Annotated in this window: 17 protein-coding genes; 7 read left to right on the forward strand and 10 right to left on the reverse strand. The window is 72.8% G+C overall.

Going from position 1 to position 15,288, the window contains the following annotated elements:
* The first annotated feature begins 452 nt into the window (after window positions 1-452).
* Complete coding sequence (locus tag IE277_RS29945; RefSeq protein WP_189956834.1) at window positions 453-875, forward strand: hypothetical protein; 423 nt, start codon at window positions 453-455, stop codon at window positions 873-875.
* 1 nt (window position 876) lies between these two features.
* Here IE277_RS29945 and IE277_RS29950 read toward each other — a convergent pair whose 3' ends face one another.
* The 3 genes from IE277_RS29950 to IE277_RS29960 are packed head-to-tail and all read right to left on the reverse strand — an operon-like array spanning window position 877 to window position 2,898.
* Window positions 877-1,503 carry a YigZ family protein gene (locus IE277_RS29950; RefSeq protein ID WP_189956835.1) on the reverse strand — a complete coding sequence of 209 codons (627 nt, stop codon included), beginning with the start codon at window positions 1,501-1,503 and terminating at the stop codon, window positions 877-879.
* A 46-nt stretch (window positions 1,504-1,549) separates the two neighbouring features.
* Window positions 1,550-2,092, reverse strand: coding sequence for a SixA phosphatase family protein (locus tag IE277_RS29955; protein ID WP_189956836.1), 543 nt, complete (start codon window positions 2,090-2,092; stop codon window positions 1,550-1,552).
* Complete coding sequence (locus IE277_RS29960) at window positions 2,089-2,898, reverse strand: hypothetical protein (RefSeq protein ID WP_229882061.1); 810 nt, start codon at window positions 2,896-2,898, stop codon at window positions 2,089-2,091. Before IE277_RS29960 ends, IE277_RS29955 begins: the two co-directional genes overlap by 4 nt.
* 136 nt (window positions 2,899-3,034) lie before the next feature.
* On the opposite strand from IE277_RS29960, the gene IE277_RS29965 reads away from it, so the two are divergent.
* The 3 genes from IE277_RS29965 to IE277_RS29975 all read left to right on the forward strand — a co-directional run bounded on the left by IE277_RS29965 (window position 3,035) and on the right by IE277_RS29975 (window position 6,594).
* A complete protein-coding gene (locus IE277_RS29965) occupies window positions 3,035-3,442 on the forward strand; it encodes a CoA-binding protein (protein ID WP_189956838.1) in 408 nt (135 codons plus the stop codon).
* A gap of 225 nt (window positions 3,443-3,667) precedes the next feature.
* On the forward strand, window positions 3,668-5,305 hold the full coding sequence (locus tag IE277_RS29970) for an APC family permease (protein ID WP_189956839.1): 1,638 nt from the start codon (window positions 3,668-3,670) through the stop codon (window positions 5,303-5,305).
* Window positions 5,306-5,370: 65 nt separating this feature from the next.
* Entirely contained in the window at window positions 5,371-6,594 is a 1,224-nt protein-coding gene (locus tag IE277_RS29975; RefSeq protein WP_229882062.1) for a 4-hydroxybenzoate 3-monooxygenase, read from the forward strand.
* On the opposite strand, the gene IE277_RS29980 is transcribed toward IE277_RS29975, so the two are convergent.
* On the reverse strand, window positions 6,588-6,950 hold the full coding sequence (locus IE277_RS29980; RefSeq protein ID WP_229882063.1) for an ArsR/SmtB family transcription factor: 363 nt from the start codon (window positions 6,948-6,950) through the stop codon (window positions 6,588-6,590). The two genes, IE277_RS29975 and IE277_RS29980, sit on opposite strands and share 7 nt — an antisense overlap.
* A gap of 61 nt (window positions 6,951-7,011) precedes the next feature.
* Here IE277_RS29980 and IE277_RS29985 point away from each other — a divergent pair, with 61 nt between their 5' ends.
* The gene (locus IE277_RS29985; protein WP_189956840.1) at window positions 7,012-8,103 is read left to right on the forward strand and encodes a cation diffusion facilitator family transporter; all 1,092 of its coding nucleotides are present in this window, start codon (window positions 7,012-7,014) and stop codon (window positions 8,101-8,103) included.
* 10 nt (window positions 8,104-8,113) lie between these two features.
* Here the strand turns inward: IE277_RS29985 and IE277_RS29990 are convergent, their stop codons facing one another.
* Together IE277_RS29990 and IE277_RS29995 are read right to left on the reverse strand one after the other, a co-directional pair.
* Complete coding sequence (locus IE277_RS29990) at window positions 8,114-8,686, reverse strand: helix-turn-helix domain-containing protein (RefSeq protein WP_189956841.1); 573 nt, start codon at window positions 8,684-8,686, stop codon at window positions 8,114-8,116.
* Window positions 8,687-8,821: 135 nt separating this feature from the next.
* Window positions 8,822-9,586, reverse strand: a complete 765-nt coding sequence (locus IE277_RS29995) for an acyltransferase (protein WP_189956842.1) — start codon at window positions 9,584-9,586, stop codon at window positions 8,822-8,824.
* A 109-nt stretch (window positions 9,587-9,695) separates the two neighbouring features.
* On the opposite strand from IE277_RS29995, the gene IE277_RS30000 reads away from it, so the two are divergent.
* Window positions 9,696-10,262 (forward strand): gamma carbonic anhydrase family protein, encoded by a 567-nt coding sequence (locus tag IE277_RS30000; RefSeq protein ID WP_189956843.1) that lies wholly within the window; start codon window positions 9,696-9,698, stop codon window positions 10,260-10,262.
* On the opposite strand, the gene IE277_RS30005 is transcribed toward IE277_RS30000, so the two are convergent.
* The gene (locus IE277_RS30005; protein ID WP_189956844.1) at window positions 10,246-10,893 is read right to left on the reverse strand and encodes a DedA family protein; all 648 of its coding nucleotides are present in this window, start codon (window positions 10,891-10,893) and stop codon (window positions 10,246-10,248) included. The genes IE277_RS30000 and IE277_RS30005 overlap by 17 nt on opposite strands.
* 250 nt (window positions 10,894-11,143) lie before the next feature.
* Here IE277_RS30005 and IE277_RS30010 point away from each other — a divergent pair, with 250 nt between their 5' ends.
* The gene (locus IE277_RS30010) at window positions 11,144-12,187 is read left to right on the forward strand and encodes a lysylphosphatidylglycerol synthase transmembrane domain-containing protein (protein ID WP_229882064.1); all 1,044 of its coding nucleotides are present in this window, start codon (window positions 11,144-11,146) and stop codon (window positions 12,185-12,187) included.
* A 7-nt stretch (window positions 12,188-12,194) separates the two neighbouring features.
* Here the strand turns inward: IE277_RS30010 and IE277_RS30015 are convergent, their stop codons facing one another.
* The 3 genes from IE277_RS30015 to IE277_RS30025 are packed head-to-tail and all read right to left on the reverse strand — an operon-like array spanning window position 12,195 to window position 15,279.
* Complete coding sequence (locus tag IE277_RS30015; RefSeq protein WP_189956845.1) at window positions 12,195-13,301, reverse strand: class I SAM-dependent methyltransferase; 1,107 nt, start codon at window positions 13,299-13,301, stop codon at window positions 12,195-12,197.
* Window positions 13,298-14,488: a glycosyltransferase gene (locus IE277_RS30020; RefSeq protein WP_189956846.1), complete on the reverse strand. Its 1,191-nt coding sequence runs from the start codon at window positions 14,486-14,488 to the stop codon at window positions 13,298-13,300. Before IE277_RS30020 ends, IE277_RS30015 begins: the two co-directional genes overlap by 4 nt.
* Window positions 14,485-15,279 carry an alpha/beta fold hydrolase gene (locus IE277_RS30025; protein ID WP_189956921.1) on the reverse strand — a complete coding sequence of 265 codons (795 nt, stop codon included), beginning with the start codon at window positions 15,277-15,279 and terminating at the stop codon, window positions 14,485-14,487. The genes IE277_RS30020 and IE277_RS30025 overlap by 4 nt, the downstream gene beginning before the upstream one ends.
* Window positions 15,280-15,288 lie beyond the last annotated feature (9 nt).

Below are 15,288 nucleotides of genomic sequence, written 5' to 3' on the forward strand. Positions count from 1 at the left end.
GGAAGAGCGCGCGGAGAACCACCCCGAAGCCGCCGTCGTCCGGGAGCACAGCCGCCAAGAAGCCGGCGCCCGGCAAGACAGCGCCGAGCAAGAGCACGCCTCGGACCACGCCGCGCAGTACGTCCTCCTCGTCCTCTTCATCCTCCTCGTCGTCGTCGTTCTCGACGCCCCGGACCACGCCGCGCAGCACCCCCTCCTCCCCCTCGACGCCCCGGAGCACACCGCGGGCGTCACGTCCGGGTGCGTCCGGAGCGACAGGCGGGCGGGCCGGCACGACGCCGGGCCCCTATCGGCCGCGCACCGAGGAGGGCGTCTTCTTCCCGTCGGCCCCCACCACCGGCTACCGGCCGACGGCACCGCACGTCCCGCCTCCGCGTCCGGCGCCGGTCCGCACCCCGCCTCCCAGAGCGCGGTACGCCCCGCCCGCCAGGAAATCCAGTACCGGTGGCTGCGTGAGCGGCTGCATCGGGGTCTTCTTCGTGCTCGTCCTCCTCGGCCTGGTGTCCCGGGGCTGCGCCGACTCGTCGGGATCCGGCGGCTCGAGCGACACCGGCACCCGCAGCGCGCCGTCCTGCCCGGACCGGATCGCCGCCGAACTGCCCGACGGGGACGGGGCCGAGCTGGTCCAGGCGTTCCGCACGAAGAACAAGCAGATCACCCTGTGCCGTACGTCGGCGGGATCCCTTTACTACTACGGCGAGTTCAGCGACGGCCGGGAGAAAGGCATCGCCATGGAGGCGGAGACGACGAGCGACGGTTACGAGGCCCGCAACGGCGAGTACCGCTACGTCATCCACGGCAGCGCCGTGACGGTGTACGAGTCGGGCAGGCGGATCGGCAGGGAGCAGCTGGCCCCGGAGCCGTCACCGTCCTGACTCACGCGTCGCCGTACGCCTCCCCGCCCAGTTCGAATCCCGCCGTGCCCGCCGTCGCGTCCGCGAGCCAGGCGCGGAAGGTGTCGACGTCGGCGTCGGGGAGGCTGATCTCGATGGTGACGGCCTCGTCGTAGCGGACGTCGCGCACCTCGCGTCCGGTGGCGCGCAGATCGTTCTGGACCTTGCCGGCGCGCTGGTGGTCGACGGTCACCGTGGCCAGCCGGAAGCGGCGCCGGGTGAGTGTGCCGAGGGTGTCGAGGGCCTCGCCGACGGCGCCGCCGTAGGCGCGGATGAGTCCGCCGGCGCCGAGCTTGACGCCTCCGTAGTAGCGGGTGACGACGGCGACGACGTAGCGCATCTCACGGCGCAGCAGCATCTGGAGCATGGGGACGCCGGCGGTGCCGCCCGGTTCGCCGTCGTCGCTGGCCTTCTGCACGCGGGCGTCGGCGCCGATGACGTACGCCCAGCAGTTGTGGGTGGCGTCGGCGTGCTCCTTGCGCACGGAGGCGATGAAGTCCTGTGCCTCCTGCTCGGTGGCGGCCGGGGCGAGGGCGCACAGGAAGCGGGAGCGGTTGATCTCGGTCTCGTGCACGCCCGCGCGGGCGACTGTGCGGTACTCGTCCTGCATCCGGTCAGCCTATGCCGCGCGGGGAGCGGGGCATGCGCGCGTGGCGTCACTCCTTGCCGCCGCGCGGCACCGTGAACGAGGTGAGCAGCCCCTCGCCCGGGGCGAGCGCGGGCCAGCCGGCGCCGTGCCAGGACAGGACGGCGATCGCGGACGTGGGGAACTTCGTCCGCACCCGGTCCAGGGTGTCGTCGAGTCCGTCCCGCGCCAGCTCCAGGACCAGCTCCTCCAGCCCGGGGTTGTGCCCGACCACCAGCAGCGTCTCCACCTCGGGCGGCGCCTCGCGGACCACCTCCAGCAGCTCCGGTACGTCGGCCCCGTACAGCCGCGGGTCGTAGCGCACCGGCGGCGGGGTGCCCCACTCGGCGGAGGCCAGCTCCCAGGTGCGGCGGGCACGCTCGGCCGTGGAGCACAGGGCGAGGTCGGGCAGGCAGTCGGACGCGGCGAGAGCGCGTCCGGCGGCCGGGGCGTCGCGCAGACCGCGCGGCGCGAGCGGTCTGCGGTGATCCTCGACGCCCTCCGGCCAGGCGGACTTCGCGTGCCGCAGCACGATCAGCCGGCGCAGCGGGCCGGTGCCCGCCCGGGTGATCATGCGAGGCTCCCGAGGTCGCGGGCGAGGTCGAGGGCCAGCAGCCGGTCGGCGTAGACATATGTCTCGAAGCGGGCTCCGTCGGGCAGGCCGGGGGCGTCCGCCACGTCCCGCAGCACGTCCAGCACGGCGGGCAGGTCCAGATCGTCCTCCCACGCGGAGCGCAGCCGCGCCCGCACCGTGTCGGGCACCGGCCGCGACGGCTGCCGCGCCCACCCGGCCACGGCCCGCCGCCAGCGCGCCAGCCGCCCCGCGGCCGCCTCCAGCGCGTCGGGGTCCAGTCGGGCGGGTTCACCGCGCGGAACGGAGAGCAGGGCGAGCCGGAGGGCGGCGGGGTCGGCCAGCAGGGCCGGGAGCACCGGGGGCGTGGCGGGGTGGGCGGCGGGCCACGGGGGGTGACCGGTGGTGTCGGGTTCGGGCGCGTGGGTGCCCGCGGGCAGCTGTGTCCACTCCGCCGGCGCGACCTCCACCACCGGTCCGCCGCCAGGGACGTCCGTGCCCTCGGCCGCCACCTGGATCGCCTGCGCCTCCCCCAGTCCCGACGCCAGGTCGTGGCCGTCCTCGAAGGGGCGGATGGACAGGGCGGTCGCCGCTGTGCGCAGTTCGGCGTGCCGGCGGGGGGCGGACAGGATCGTCCAGACCGGGGTGCCGCCCAGTTCCAGGGCGCGGACGAGGAGGTCGGCGGTGAGCAGTACGCGCAGGGCCGTCGGGTCGAGGCCGGAGGCACGGGCTTCGATGCGGGTCAGGCCGCGGCGGGCGGGCGCGGCGGGGACGGGCTCACCGGTTCGGGCGTCGAGGATGTGCAGCACGGCCCGAGCGTAGGCGGGCGGACGGCCGTACGCGGGCATCTTGCGCCGATTCCGGACATGGCGGCGGGACGGGAATCCGGACCCGTCGGGGTGCTGTTGCCGTGGGGGACAGTTCCCCGCAGCCCGAGGAGGGGCCATGTACGGCGACGAGGCGACGGTCCGCAGGATCCTGACCGAGCTGGGCGACACCTGGGCGGTGGTGGGCCTGTCCGCCAACCAGAGCCGGGTCGCCCACCGGGTGGCGCTGGTGCTCCAGCGGTACGGCAAGCGGATCGTGCCGGTGCATCCCCGGGCCGAGACGGTGCACGGCGAACCGGGCTACGCCTCCCTCGCGGACATCCCGTTCGACGTCGACGTGGTAGATGTCTTCGTCAACAGCGAGCTGGCAGGCGCGGTGGCCGACGAGGCCGTGGCGAAGGGGGCGCGGGCGGTGTGGTTCCAGCTCGGTGTCGTGGACGAGGCCGCCCACGAGCGGACCCGGGCGGCCGGCCTGGACATGGTGATGGACCGCTGCCCGGCCATCGAATTTCCCCTGGTGAGGTAGCCAAGCTCAGCGAATCTCTCCTTCTACTTACAATTCTGCGCTGAATATTGACATTCGGAGTAGGCATCTGACCTGTGACAAGCCCGTGACCGCCTGTGGGCCCAAGACACCTAAGATCCTGGGTCAAGTTTTGGTTAACACTCTTTTGCTGGCTCGGAAAGCGTCTCTAGCCTATGGCGACCTTGCTCGTTAATGCTGCGTTTATGTTCTGAGAGGCCACTTGACATGGCGAATGTCGACCAGGCTGCACCGGTAGCCACAAGCGACACCGGAGGTCTGCGCCGGGACGTCGGACTGATCGGTCTGATGTGGGCTTCGGTGGGCTCGATCATCGGGTCCGGCTGGCTCTTCGGTGCCGAGAAGGCCGTCGTGGCCGCCGGCCCCGCGGCGATCATCTCGTGGGTGATCGGTGCGGTCGCGATCGTGCTGCTGGCGCTGGTGCACGCCGAACTCGGCGGTATGTTCCCGGTGGCGGGCGGTACCGCGCGCTACCCGCACTACGCCTTCGGCGGTCTGGCCGGGATGTCCTTCGGCTGGTTCTCCTGGCTGCAGGCCGCGACGGTGGCCCCGATCGAGGTCGAGGCCATGATCGGCTATGCCAAGCACTGGCACTTCGCCGACGGGCTGCAGAACGCCAACGGCACGCTGACGACCAGCGGCATCGTCGTCGCGGTCCTCCTCATGGCGGTCTTCGTCGCGGTGAACTTCCTCGGTGTCCGCATCCTCGCGCACACCAACAGCGCCGCGACCTGGTGGAAGATCGCGGTCCCGCTCGCGGCGATCTTCATCATCGCGATCGGCAACTTCCACCCCGGCAACTTCACCTCCCAGGGCTTCGCGCCCTTCGGCGCCAAGGGTGTCCTCACCGCGATCAGCTCCAGCGGCATCATCTTCGCGCTGCTCGGCTTCGAGCAGGCGATCCAGCTGGCCGGCGAGAGCCGCAACCCCAAGCGTGACCTGCCGCGCGCGACGCTCGGCTCGGTCGCCATCGGCTCCGTGATCTACCTGCTGCTCCAGATCGTGTTCATCGGCGCCCTGCCGCACGCCTCCTTCGCGAAGGGCTGGGCGAACCTGGCCTACGCCGGCATCAGCGGCCCCTGGGCGGGTCTCGCCTCGCTGGTCGGCCTGGGCTGGCTGGCCTGGGTCCTGTACGCCGACGCGATCATCTCTCCCGGCGGCACCGGCTTGATCTACACCACCGCCACGTCCCGTATCTCCTACGGCCTGGCCAAGAACGGCTACGCGCCGAAGATCTTCGCCAAGACCGACGCGCGCGGTGTGCCGTGGTTCGGCCTCGCGATGTCGTTCGTGACCGGTGTGATCTGCTTCCTGCCGTTCCCGAGCTGGCAGACGCTGGTCGGCTTCATCACCTCGGCGAGCGTGCTGATGTACGCGGGCGCTCCGCTGGCCTACGGCGTCTTCAAGGACCGGCTGCCGAACCACGACCGTCCGTACAAGCTGCCCTTCGGCAAGTTCATCTCGCCGCTGTCGTTCGTGGTCGCCAACCTGATCATCTTCTGGTCCGGCTGGGACACCCTGTGGCGCCTGGGCTGCGCGATCCTGATCGGCTATGTGCTGCTCGGCTCGTACGCCGCCTACGCGATCAGCAAGGGCCTGCCCGACGCGCCCCGGCTGGACTTCAAGGCCGCGCAGTGGCTGGTCCCCTACCTGGCGGGCATCGGCATCGTCTCCTACCTGAGCACCTTCGGTGGTACCGGTGACCTGCCGCTGTGGTGGGACATGCTGGTCGTCACGGTGTTCTCGCTCGGCATCTACTTCTGGGCCAAGGCGACCGCCTCCCGGCCCGAGGCGATCGAGCGCAGCATCGAGGAGGTCGTGGTCACGGACGCCCCGGCGCACTGACCCCGCTCCTTTCCCGGTGTCCCGTCGGCCGACCACGGCTGACGGGACACCGTCATAATGCCGGGGTGATCTCCCCCTCCCCCCACCTCGCCTCCGCGCCCGAGGAACGCCGTACGGTCGTCATCGTGGGCGCCGGGCCCGCCGGGCTCACCGTCGGCGCCATCCTGCGGGCCGCCTCCGTCGACTGTGTCGTCCTGGAGACCGAGAGCAGGCAGTTCATCGAGACGCGGCCCCGCGCCGGTGTCATCGAGGAACGGGCGGTGCGCGAACTGGACCGGCGCGGGCTGGCCGACCGGCTGCTCCGGCGCGCCGAGCAGCACGGCGTCTGCGAGTTCCGCTTCGGCGGCGAACGCCACCGCTTCCCGTACGCCGAACTCACCGGCAGCCATCACTACGTCTATCCGCAGCCGCTGCTGGTGACGGACCTGGTGCGGGAGTACGCCGACGTGCGCGGCGGCGACATCCGCTTCGGCGTCCGCGACGTCATGCCGCACGACCTGGACACGGACCGGCCCGCGGTGTCGTACCGGTGCCCCGAGTCGGGTGAACGACGGCTGCTGCGCTGCGACTTCGTGGTGGGCAGCGACGGGGCGCGCGGGGTGACACGGGACGCGCTGCCCGCCGAGCGCCGCCGGATCGTGCGGCGGGACGACGGCATCGGCTGGCTGGCGCTGCTCGCGGAGGTACCGCCGTCGACGGACTGCGTCGTGTTCGGCGTCCATCCGCGCGGTTTCGCCGGGCAGATGCCCCGCAGCCCCGAGGTCACCCGGTTCTACCTCCAGTGCCCGCCCGGCGACGATCCGGGGAACTGGTCGCACGACCGGGTCTGGACCGAGCTGCGCGAGCGGCTGGCCGCGGCCGGAGCGCCGCCGCTCACCGAGGGCCGGCTGGTCGAGAGACGCGTCCTGGACATGCACCACTACGTCGTCGAACCGCTCGTCCACGGGCGGCTGTACCTGGCCGGGGACGCCGGTCACCTGGTCGCGCCCATCGCCGCGAAGGGCATGAACCTCGCCCTGCACGATGCCTTCCTGCTCGGCGACGCGCTCAGCGCGCACGTCACCCGGGGTGACGACAGCGGCCTGGCGGGCTACTCGGCGGCGAGTCTGCGCCGGGTCTGGGACTACCAGGAGTTCTCGCAGTGGCTGTCGGACATCTACCACGGTGTCGCCTCGGGCGATCCGTTCCGTGCCGGTACGACCCTGGCCCGGCTGCGCCGGCTGTTCACCTCGCCGGCCGCGGCGGCGGCCTTCGCCGAGCAGTACCTCGGCACGGCGGCCGCCTACTGATCCGCGGTGTGCCGATCGGCGAGGTGGTGGTCCGCCGTCTTCAGGGCCTCCTCCACCAGCCGGCGCAGATGGCCGTGCGGGAGCGAGTAGATCACCCGGCGGCCCTCCTTCCGGGTCCTCACCAGGCCCGCGAGCCGCAGCCGCGCCAGATGCTGGCTGACAGCGGGGCGGGCCGCGCCGCACGCCTCGGTGAGCGTGGTGACATCGGCCTCTCCTGAGGTCAGGGCGTGCATCAGGGTGAGCCGGGTGCGGTCGCCGAGCAGGGCCATCAGCTCGGCGGCGAGCGCGAACTGTTCCTCGCCCGGGGTGCGCGGATGCGCATGGTGTGCAGGTGACAGGTGCATGCGTGCGCTCATACGCACATAATGGTCCTGTGGGCGCCCCGCGTCCACTCCCGCACACCGGAAGGGGACCTACGTGAACGACCGGCACACGCGCGGGGACGGGCACGGGCACGGCCATCGCCAGCACGAACACCACGACCACCCGCACCCGCACCCGCACAGCAGCCGTACCCGCGCCGCCGCCCTGCGGCACCGCCTCGCGCATGTCCTCACCCCGCACTCCCACGACAGCGCCGACAAGCTGGACCCGGCCATGGAGGCCTCGGCGCGCGGGATGCGGGCGCTGTGGGTCTCGCTGGCCGTTCTCGGGCTGACGGCGCTGGTGCAGGCGGCGGTGGTGACCGTCTCCGGGTCGGTGGCACTGCTCGGGGACAGCGTGCACAACGCCGCCGACGCCCTGACCGCCGTACCCCTCGGCATCGCCTTCGTGCTGGGGCGGCGGGCGGCGACCCGCCGGTTCACCTACGGCTACGGGCGCGCCGAGGATCTCGCGGGGCTGGTGATCGTGCTGACCATCGCCGGATCGGCGGCCTTCGCGGCCTGGACGGCCGTGGGGCGGCTGCTCGATCCGCGCCCGGTGACGCAGCTGCCGGCGGTCGCGGTGGCCGCGCTGACCGGGTTCGCCGGCAATGAGTGGGTGGCCCGGTACCGGATCCGGGTGGGCCGGGAGATCGGCTCGGCCGCGCTCGTCGCCGACGGGCTGCACGCGCGCACCGACGGATTCACCTCGCTGGCGGTGCTGGTGGGCGCGGGCGGGTCGGCCCTGGGGTGGCAGGCGGCCGACCCGGTTGTCGGGCTGGTGATCACCGTCGCGATCGTGCTGGTACTGCGGGACGCGGCCCGGGAGGTGTTCCGGCGGATGCTGGACGCCGTGGATCCGGCGCTGGTGGACCGGGCCGAGCGGGCGGTGCGGGCGGTGCCGGGCGTGCGCGAGGTGGGTGAGCTGCGGCTGCGCTGGATCGGGCACCGGCTGCGGGCCGAACTCTCGGTGGTGGTGGACGGCGAGTCGACGCTACGGCAGGCGCACGCCGTCGCCGTCGAGGCCGAACACGCCCTGCTGCACGCCGTGCCCCGGCTCACGGCCGCCCTGGTGCACGCCGACCCGGCCCCGGCCCCGGGTGAGCGGGACCCGCATCTGGCCCTGGCCCACCATCTGACAGCCTGACTGGACACCGTCAGCGCACCGGCGGCACCGAGACGGCCATCACCATCTCCATCGGTACGTCGGCCTCGTTGCCGTAGGTGTGCTGGGTGCTCGCCTCGAAGGTGGCGCTCGCGCCGGTCGGCACGAGGTGCTTCACCCCGTCCACGGTGAGGGTCAGTTCGCCGGCCGTGACATGGACGAGTTCCACCGTGCCCGCCGGGTGCGGCTCGGAGGGGCTCTGCTCGCCGGGCATCAGCCGCCAGTCCCACATCTCCAGCGGGCCGGGGGCTTCCGTGCCCGCGAGGAGGCGGTTGTAGCTGCCGGCATCCGTGTGCCACAGCCGTACGGCCCGCTCGGCGGGGACGATCCGGACGGTGGGGCCCTGTTCGTAGTCGAGCAGGGTGGTGATGCTGATGCCGAGCGCGTCGCCGATCTTGACGACGGTGCCGATGCTGGGGTTCGTCCGGGCCTGCTCGATCTGGATGAGCATGCCGCGGCTGACCCCGGCCCGCGCGGCGAGCACGTCCAGGGTGAAGCCGCGCACCGCACGCCAGTGCTTGACATTGCGCGCCAGGGACAGCGTCAGCAGTTCGAGGTCCGACACATCACGTCCATCGAGAGGGGATTCAGCATATTGAATGGGCGAGTTCATCGACATGAACTGCGGTGGGGTGTACCCGATCGTTCACCGAACTGTACTCGCAGGCCATCGCGGCGACTCGGCACGGTCGTCGGCGGATCAGCCCTCGCTGTCCAGCTCCGCGAGCCGGGCCATGGCGTCCTCGTCCAGTTCCGCCAGCGCGCGCAGCCCCTCGGGGGTCATCCCGTCCGGGATCGGCACCGGGGCCGGGGTCCGCAGCGGCGGCCGCCAGCCCTCCTCGGGCGTCCAGCGCCGCACGACCCGGGCGGGCGCACCCGCCACCACGGCATGGTCGGGCACCGTGCCGCGCACCACCGCACCGGCCGCGACGACCACGTTCCGGCCGATCCGCGCGCCCGGCAGGATCACCGCACCGGTGCCGATCCAGCAGCCGGGCCCGATCTGTACGGGTTCCATGCGCGGCCACTGCCTGCCGATCGGCTGGTGCGGGTCGTCGTAGGAGTGGTTGGTGGAGGTGACGTAGACGTACGGGCCGAAGTAGCAGTCGCTGCCGATGGTGACCGTGGTGTCCGCGATGACATGGCTGCCGCGGCCGAGGACCACGCCGTCGCCTATGCGCAGGATCGGGTCCGGGCCGAGGTCCAGGTCCGGCATCAGGCCCGCGGTCAGCGTGACCTGCTCACCGATGATGCAGTGGGAGCCGAGGTGGATCCAGGGCTCGCCGAACACCGTGCCGAGCGGGAAGGCGAGACGGGTGGCTTCGCCGATCGAGCCGAAGCGGAACCCCGCCGGGTGCTCGGCCGTGACGGAGCCCGTGCGCTGGACCCAGGCCCAGGCCTGGTGGACGACACGTTGCGCTATGCGGCGTCGCCGGAATGAGAACGTGTTCTTCCGCTGGGGCACGGGGTTACGTTACTAAGCGGGCGCTTTCGGCAAGAGGGCCGCCGCCTGTGATCTTTGCCCCAACCCGTGTCGTACCGTGCGGGGTACTTACGACACGAGGAGTGCGGTCATGACGCAGCAGGCGCTGATTGTGGGCATCGGCGGCAAGGAACCCCAGGTCGATCCCGAGGCGTTCGTGGCGCCCACGGCCGCGGTGATCGGGGATGTCACCCTGCGTGCCGGGGCCAGCGTCTGGTACGGGGCGGTCGTGCGGGGTGATGTCGAGGCGATCACCGTGGGCGCGGGCGCGAATGTGCAGGACAACGTGACACTTCATGCCGATCCCGGGTTTCCGGTCTCGATCGGCGAGCGGGTTTCCGTCGGGCACAACGCCGTCGTGCACGGCGCGACCGTCGAGGACGACTGTCTCATCGGGATGGGGGCGACGGTGCTCAACGGTGCGGTGATCGGGGCGGGATCGCTGGTCGCCGCGCAGGCGCTGGTGCCGCAGGGGATGGTCGTGCCGCCCGGGTCGCTCGTCGCCGGTGTGCCGGCGAAGGTCCGGCGGGAGCTGAGTGAGGAGGAGCGGCAGGGGGTGACCCTCAACGGCACGGTGTACACGGAGCTGGCGAAGACGCACAGGGATGTGCATCACACCGCCCCGAGCCCCTCGGGGAACGTCACTCCCCGGCGCTGATCGCTTCCGCTTCCCGGTCGCTGTGCTGCTGGGCCTTCTTCGCCTTGCGCTTGACGATCAGCAGGGAGGCCAGGCCGATCAGGACCGCGGCCGCGAGGCCCACGTAGGAGAACTTCTTCAGCCAGTCCTCGGCGACGACGCCCACGTAGTAGATGACGGCCGTGGTGCCGCCCGCCCAGCAGATGCCGCCGAGGACGTTGGCGATCAGGAACTTCCAGTACGGCATGTGGAGGACGCCCGCGAGGGGGCCCGCGAAGATGCGCAGCAGCGCGATGAAGCGGCCGAAGAAGACCGCCCACATGCCCCACTTCTCGAACGACCGCTCAGCGGTGGCCACATGGCCCTCGCCGAAGTGTCTCGGGAACTTCCCGCCCAGCCAGGCGAGCAGCGGGCGGCCGCCCTTGCGGCCGATGGCGTAGCCGATGGAGTCGCCGATCACGGCGCCGGCGGTCGCGCACGCGCCGAGGACGACCGGATTGATGTCGGAGTGCTGGGAGGACATCAGCGCCGCCGAGACCAGGACGATCTCTCCCGGAAGCGGGATGCCCAGACTCTCCAGACCGATCACCAGGGCCACCACGGCATAGACGGCGGCCGCGGGCACCGAGTCGAGCCATTCCTGGACGTGCACCGCCGGTTCCTCCCCTGTCACTGTCCTTGCCTGCCGGGCGCCGTGTGTAAAGGGCGTCCCAAGGGAAGGCTACCCGGTCGGCGGCGAACAGCGGCCGGCGCACACCTCCGCCACGGCACCGTCCCGCCCCCGGGCCTTGGGTTTTCGGACACCCCGATGTCACGCGGGCGGGGAAAACTCCCCCGGTATCGCCCGAACCGCCTCCCCCAGGTCCCCGCCGTGGGACCCGACGCGGAAGGACGACGTCCCCGTGTCCTCACCGTCCCCCTCCTCGCTCTCCCCACTGCCCCTGTCGCCGGCCTCCTCGCCCGCGGCCGTCTCGCTCACGCGGGCAGCCACTCCGCCCCGGCCCACGTCTTTCATGGCGGGCCGGCCCGTACGGCTGGCCCTGTGCCTGGCCCCGCTGCTGCTCGCCTGCGGCTGGGCGCTCGCCAACCGGCCCGTGGTGTACGACGGGTTCCGGCGGCTCGTCGTCGCCGATCCCTGGTGGCTGCTGGCCGGTGGCGGATTCACCTGTCTGAACTGGGTGGCGGCCTCCTGCGCACGGCAGGGCGCACTGCCCGACCGGGTGCCGCCGGGACCGCTGCTGGCCTCGCAGTTCGCCGCCGGTGCCGCCAACCACGCACTCCCCGCCGGGCTCGGTGCCCATGCCGTCACCGCGCGCTTTCTGCGCGCGCACGGGGTGCCGCTGGACCGTGCGACCGCGTCGATCGGGCTGTACTCGCTGGCGAAGTCCTCCGCCAAGACGGTGGTGCTCGTGGTCTTCCTGGCCGCGTCGCCGGCCTGGCGGCGCCTCGGCGAGCTGGTCCCGGACGGGCGGCTGCTGGTGCCGCTCGCCGCGGTCGCGGGCGGCGCCCTCGCGATCGCGGGCGTGCTGCTGACGGTCGTACGGCCGTTGCGGCGGCCGGTGTCCGGGCTGCTGCGCTCCGCCCTCGCCGACGCGCGGGAGGTGCACACACAGCCCTGGCGGGTGGCCGCGCTGTGGGGCGGGGCGGTCGCCATGCCGCTGCTGCAGGGGACCACGCTCGCCTGTGTCAGTGCCTCGCTCGGACTGGGGCTGCCCTGGGCGCATGTGGTGCTCGCCTATCTCGCCGCGGGCACGGCCGTCGGGGCGGTGCCCGCGCCGGGCGGACTCGCGGTCGACGCGGCGCTGGTGTGGACGCTGGTCACCTTCGGCTCCTCGCCGGCGCCGGCCACCGCGACGGTGATCGGCTACCGGGTGCTGACCGACTGGGTGCCGCTGCTGCCGGGCACCCTGACGATGTCGGCGCTGATCCGCGCCAAGGCGCTGTGAGTACGGGTCATTCGCGGCGGGCCACCAGACGGTAGGCGTTGGACAGGCCGAGGCGGTGGGACAGGGGGCGTACCGCGAGCCGGTCGAGGAGCGTCGCGGTGAGCAGCGCGGGCACTCCCGCGAGGAGAAGGGCGGTGCGGGCGGCGCGGCGCAGGGCGCCGGGCGGCTCGGGCAGCCAGGGGGCGTCGTCGCGCGGGGCGGTGTGGTCGAGGCCGAGCCAGACGGCGGCGAGCAGGTCGACCGGGTCGTGCGCCTCGGCGTGCTGCTCGGCGACCACCGTGAAGCCGCGTTCGGTCAGCCGCCGCCGGAGGTTGGCCACCGGCATGAAGTGCAGATGCTGGGGCTGGAGCCAGGGCAGCCACCAGCGGCCGAGCAGCCGGGCGTAGCGGCTCTCCGGGTCCGGCACCTCGATGAGGAGGTGACCGCCGGGACGTACGGCCTCGTGGGCGGCGCGCAGTTCCCGGTCGGGTTCGGTGCTGTGTTCCAGGTAGTGGAACATGCTGACCACGTCGTAGCGGGCGGTGAGTTCGGGGGCGAGGTCCGGGAAGGCGCCGCGGTAGGCGTGGTCCACGCGGCCCTCGCGGGCGGCGAGCTCGACGCCGTCGGTGAAGTCCAGCCCGTCGAAGGAGGTGCCGGGCAGGACGGTCCGGGCGGATGCGCAGAAGTGGCCGTGGCCGGTGCCGACGTCCAGCCAGGTCTTCGGGGCACTGTCGTGCGGCAGCATCGCCTCGGCGCGGCCCCGGTACATGGCGTCACGGCCGCCGAAGGTGCCGCTCATCCGCTGTTCGCCGAGGCCGTCGTAGAAGTCCCGGTAGTAGAACTCCAGCCCCTCCTCGGTCAGTCGGGGGTTCTGGAAGGTGTGGCCGCAGTCGGCGCAGCGGTCGAGGGTGAAGCGGCCGGGCTTGTGCTGGAGCAGGTCGGTGGTGCGCAGCCGGGTGGCGAGCTGGGCCGAGCCGCACCAGGGGCAGTCGGGGCGGCGGGCGGCGAAGAAGCGGTCCGGGCCGGCGGCCAGGTCCTGCTGGTAGACGGGGCGCAGGGCGGCGACGCGCGCCGCCTTGTCACTCTTGCTTCTCTTGTCACTCTTGCTGCTCTTCTCACTCTTGTCGTCGGTCATCGGCTCTCCGCTGCGAGGTCTGCGAGGTGTTCGAGGTGGGCCGCCGCGGCCCCGGCACCGCCCGCCGCGCGGAACGCGGTGCGGATCCGGACGGCGGCGGCCCGGTGGGCGGGGTCGGTGAGGACGGTGTCGAGGGCCACGCCCAGCTGGGCCGCCCGGGCCCGGCCGAACCGGACCCGGACACCGGCACCCGCGTCCACGACCTGTCCGGCCACCACGGGCTGGTCGTCGCGGATGGGCGCGACGACCAGCGGGACGCCGTGCCACAGCGCCTCGCACACGGTGTTGTGCCCGGCATGGCAGATGACCGCGTCCGTCCGTGCCAGCAGCGGGAGTTGGGGCACCGACCGGAGGACCAGGACGTCCTTGTCGCCGGGCGGCACCGCGAGCAGGCCGCCCGGGTCGGCGAACACCGCCTGGACGCGGTCGGCGCGTTCCCGCAGCGCGGTGCGGCACTCGGCGAGGAACCGGCCGCCCGCGTCGGCGTTCGCCGTGCCCAGGGTCACCAGGACCGTCGCCCGGCCCTGGTCCAGCCGCTCCCAGGGGAAGCCGCCGTCGGCCGGGCGGTCGCCGACGGACGGGCCGACGTAGTGGATGTGGGGGGCCAACGGCGCCTGGGGGCCGATGAGTTCGGGGGTGCTGAAGATCAGCAGGAGGTGCGGGGAGAAGCGCGGGTCCGCCGTGCCGGACGGGGCACCGATCCGGGCCCGCAGCCCGGCAAGGCTCGCGCGCAGCCACTCGGCAACCTTCGGCAGTCCGTCGTAGGCGCCGGAGAACTCCGCCGAGGTGGTGGCCGAGGTGGCCCACGGCAGGCCGAGGTGTTCGGCGACCAGGGCGCCGGCGAAGGCCTGCTGGTCGGCCACGACCACATCCGGGCGGAACGTCTCACATGCCGCACGGACGCCCGCCGCCATGGCGTCGGCGAGCGGCAGCAGGTACCACTCCCACAGGAACTTCAGCGCCTCCGCGCCCCGCAGGTCCGGCGGTCGTACGACACCCTCTGCGCCCGGCACCGGGCCCGCGCAGCCGAACACCTCGGCGTCCGCACCCGCGAGCCGCCGTACCAGCGCCGGGTCAGCGCAGACCCAGGCCACCCGGTGCCCGTGCGCGCCCAGCCGGGCGGCGACACCGACGGCCGGGTTGACATGCCCGGTCAGCGGCGGCACCACGAAGAGGAAGGAACTCATCCGACCCCCGCCCCGGCGCCGATCAGGTCCAGGATGTGCCCGCCGACCGCGGCCGGCGCCTCCACCAGCACCGAGTGCTCGTGCCCGGGCAGCACGACCGCCCGGTACTCCGTCAGCAGCGCCTGCTTCAGCGGCACCAGACCGGCGAGGTCCGACTCGCCGCCGTACACACCGAGGACCGGGCAGCGTACGGCGCTGATCTGGTGCTCGGTCAGCACCCGGCTGGCGGGGATGTCCCGGCCGAGGCTGGTCTCGCGGGCGAGCCGGGCCGCGCCCTTGGCGAGCCGGGCGGTGTTGTGGCCCCGGTGCGCGATGATCCAGGCGATCGCGTCGGGCTCGTTGTGGGCGAGCTGGGTCATGACCCGGTCGAGGATGCCGCCGAGTTTCGCCGCCCAGGCCGCGGTCGCGGGCTCGGACTCGATCAGCGTCAGCGTGGCCGTGCGCTCCGGATGGCGGGCGGCGAAGCCGAAGGCGATGGTGCCGCCGTAGGAGTTGCCGACGAGATGGACCGGCCCGGTGACCGCCAGCCGGTCGAGGAGCGCCTCCAGGTCGTCGATGTTGTGGTCGAGGGTGTAGCCCGCCGGCGGGCGCTCGCTGCGGCCGTGCCCGCGCAGGTCGTACATGACGACATCGAGTCCGGCCGCGGCGAAGCCGGGCGCGACGGTGAAGTAGTAGCTGGCCAGGCTGTCGGTGAGCAGCCCGTGCACCAGGACGACGGTGCCGTGCGGGACGCGGCCGTCGGCCGGGCCGGTGCGCTGGACGTGCAGCCGGATCCCGCCGGCGTCGACCATCGCCACCGC

Source organism: Streptomyces alanosinicus, assembly GCF_014650595.1.
In the GTDB taxonomy this organism is placed as follows: domain Bacteria; phylum Actinomycetota; class Actinomycetes; order Streptomycetales; family Streptomycetaceae; genus Streptomyces; species Streptomyces alanosinicus.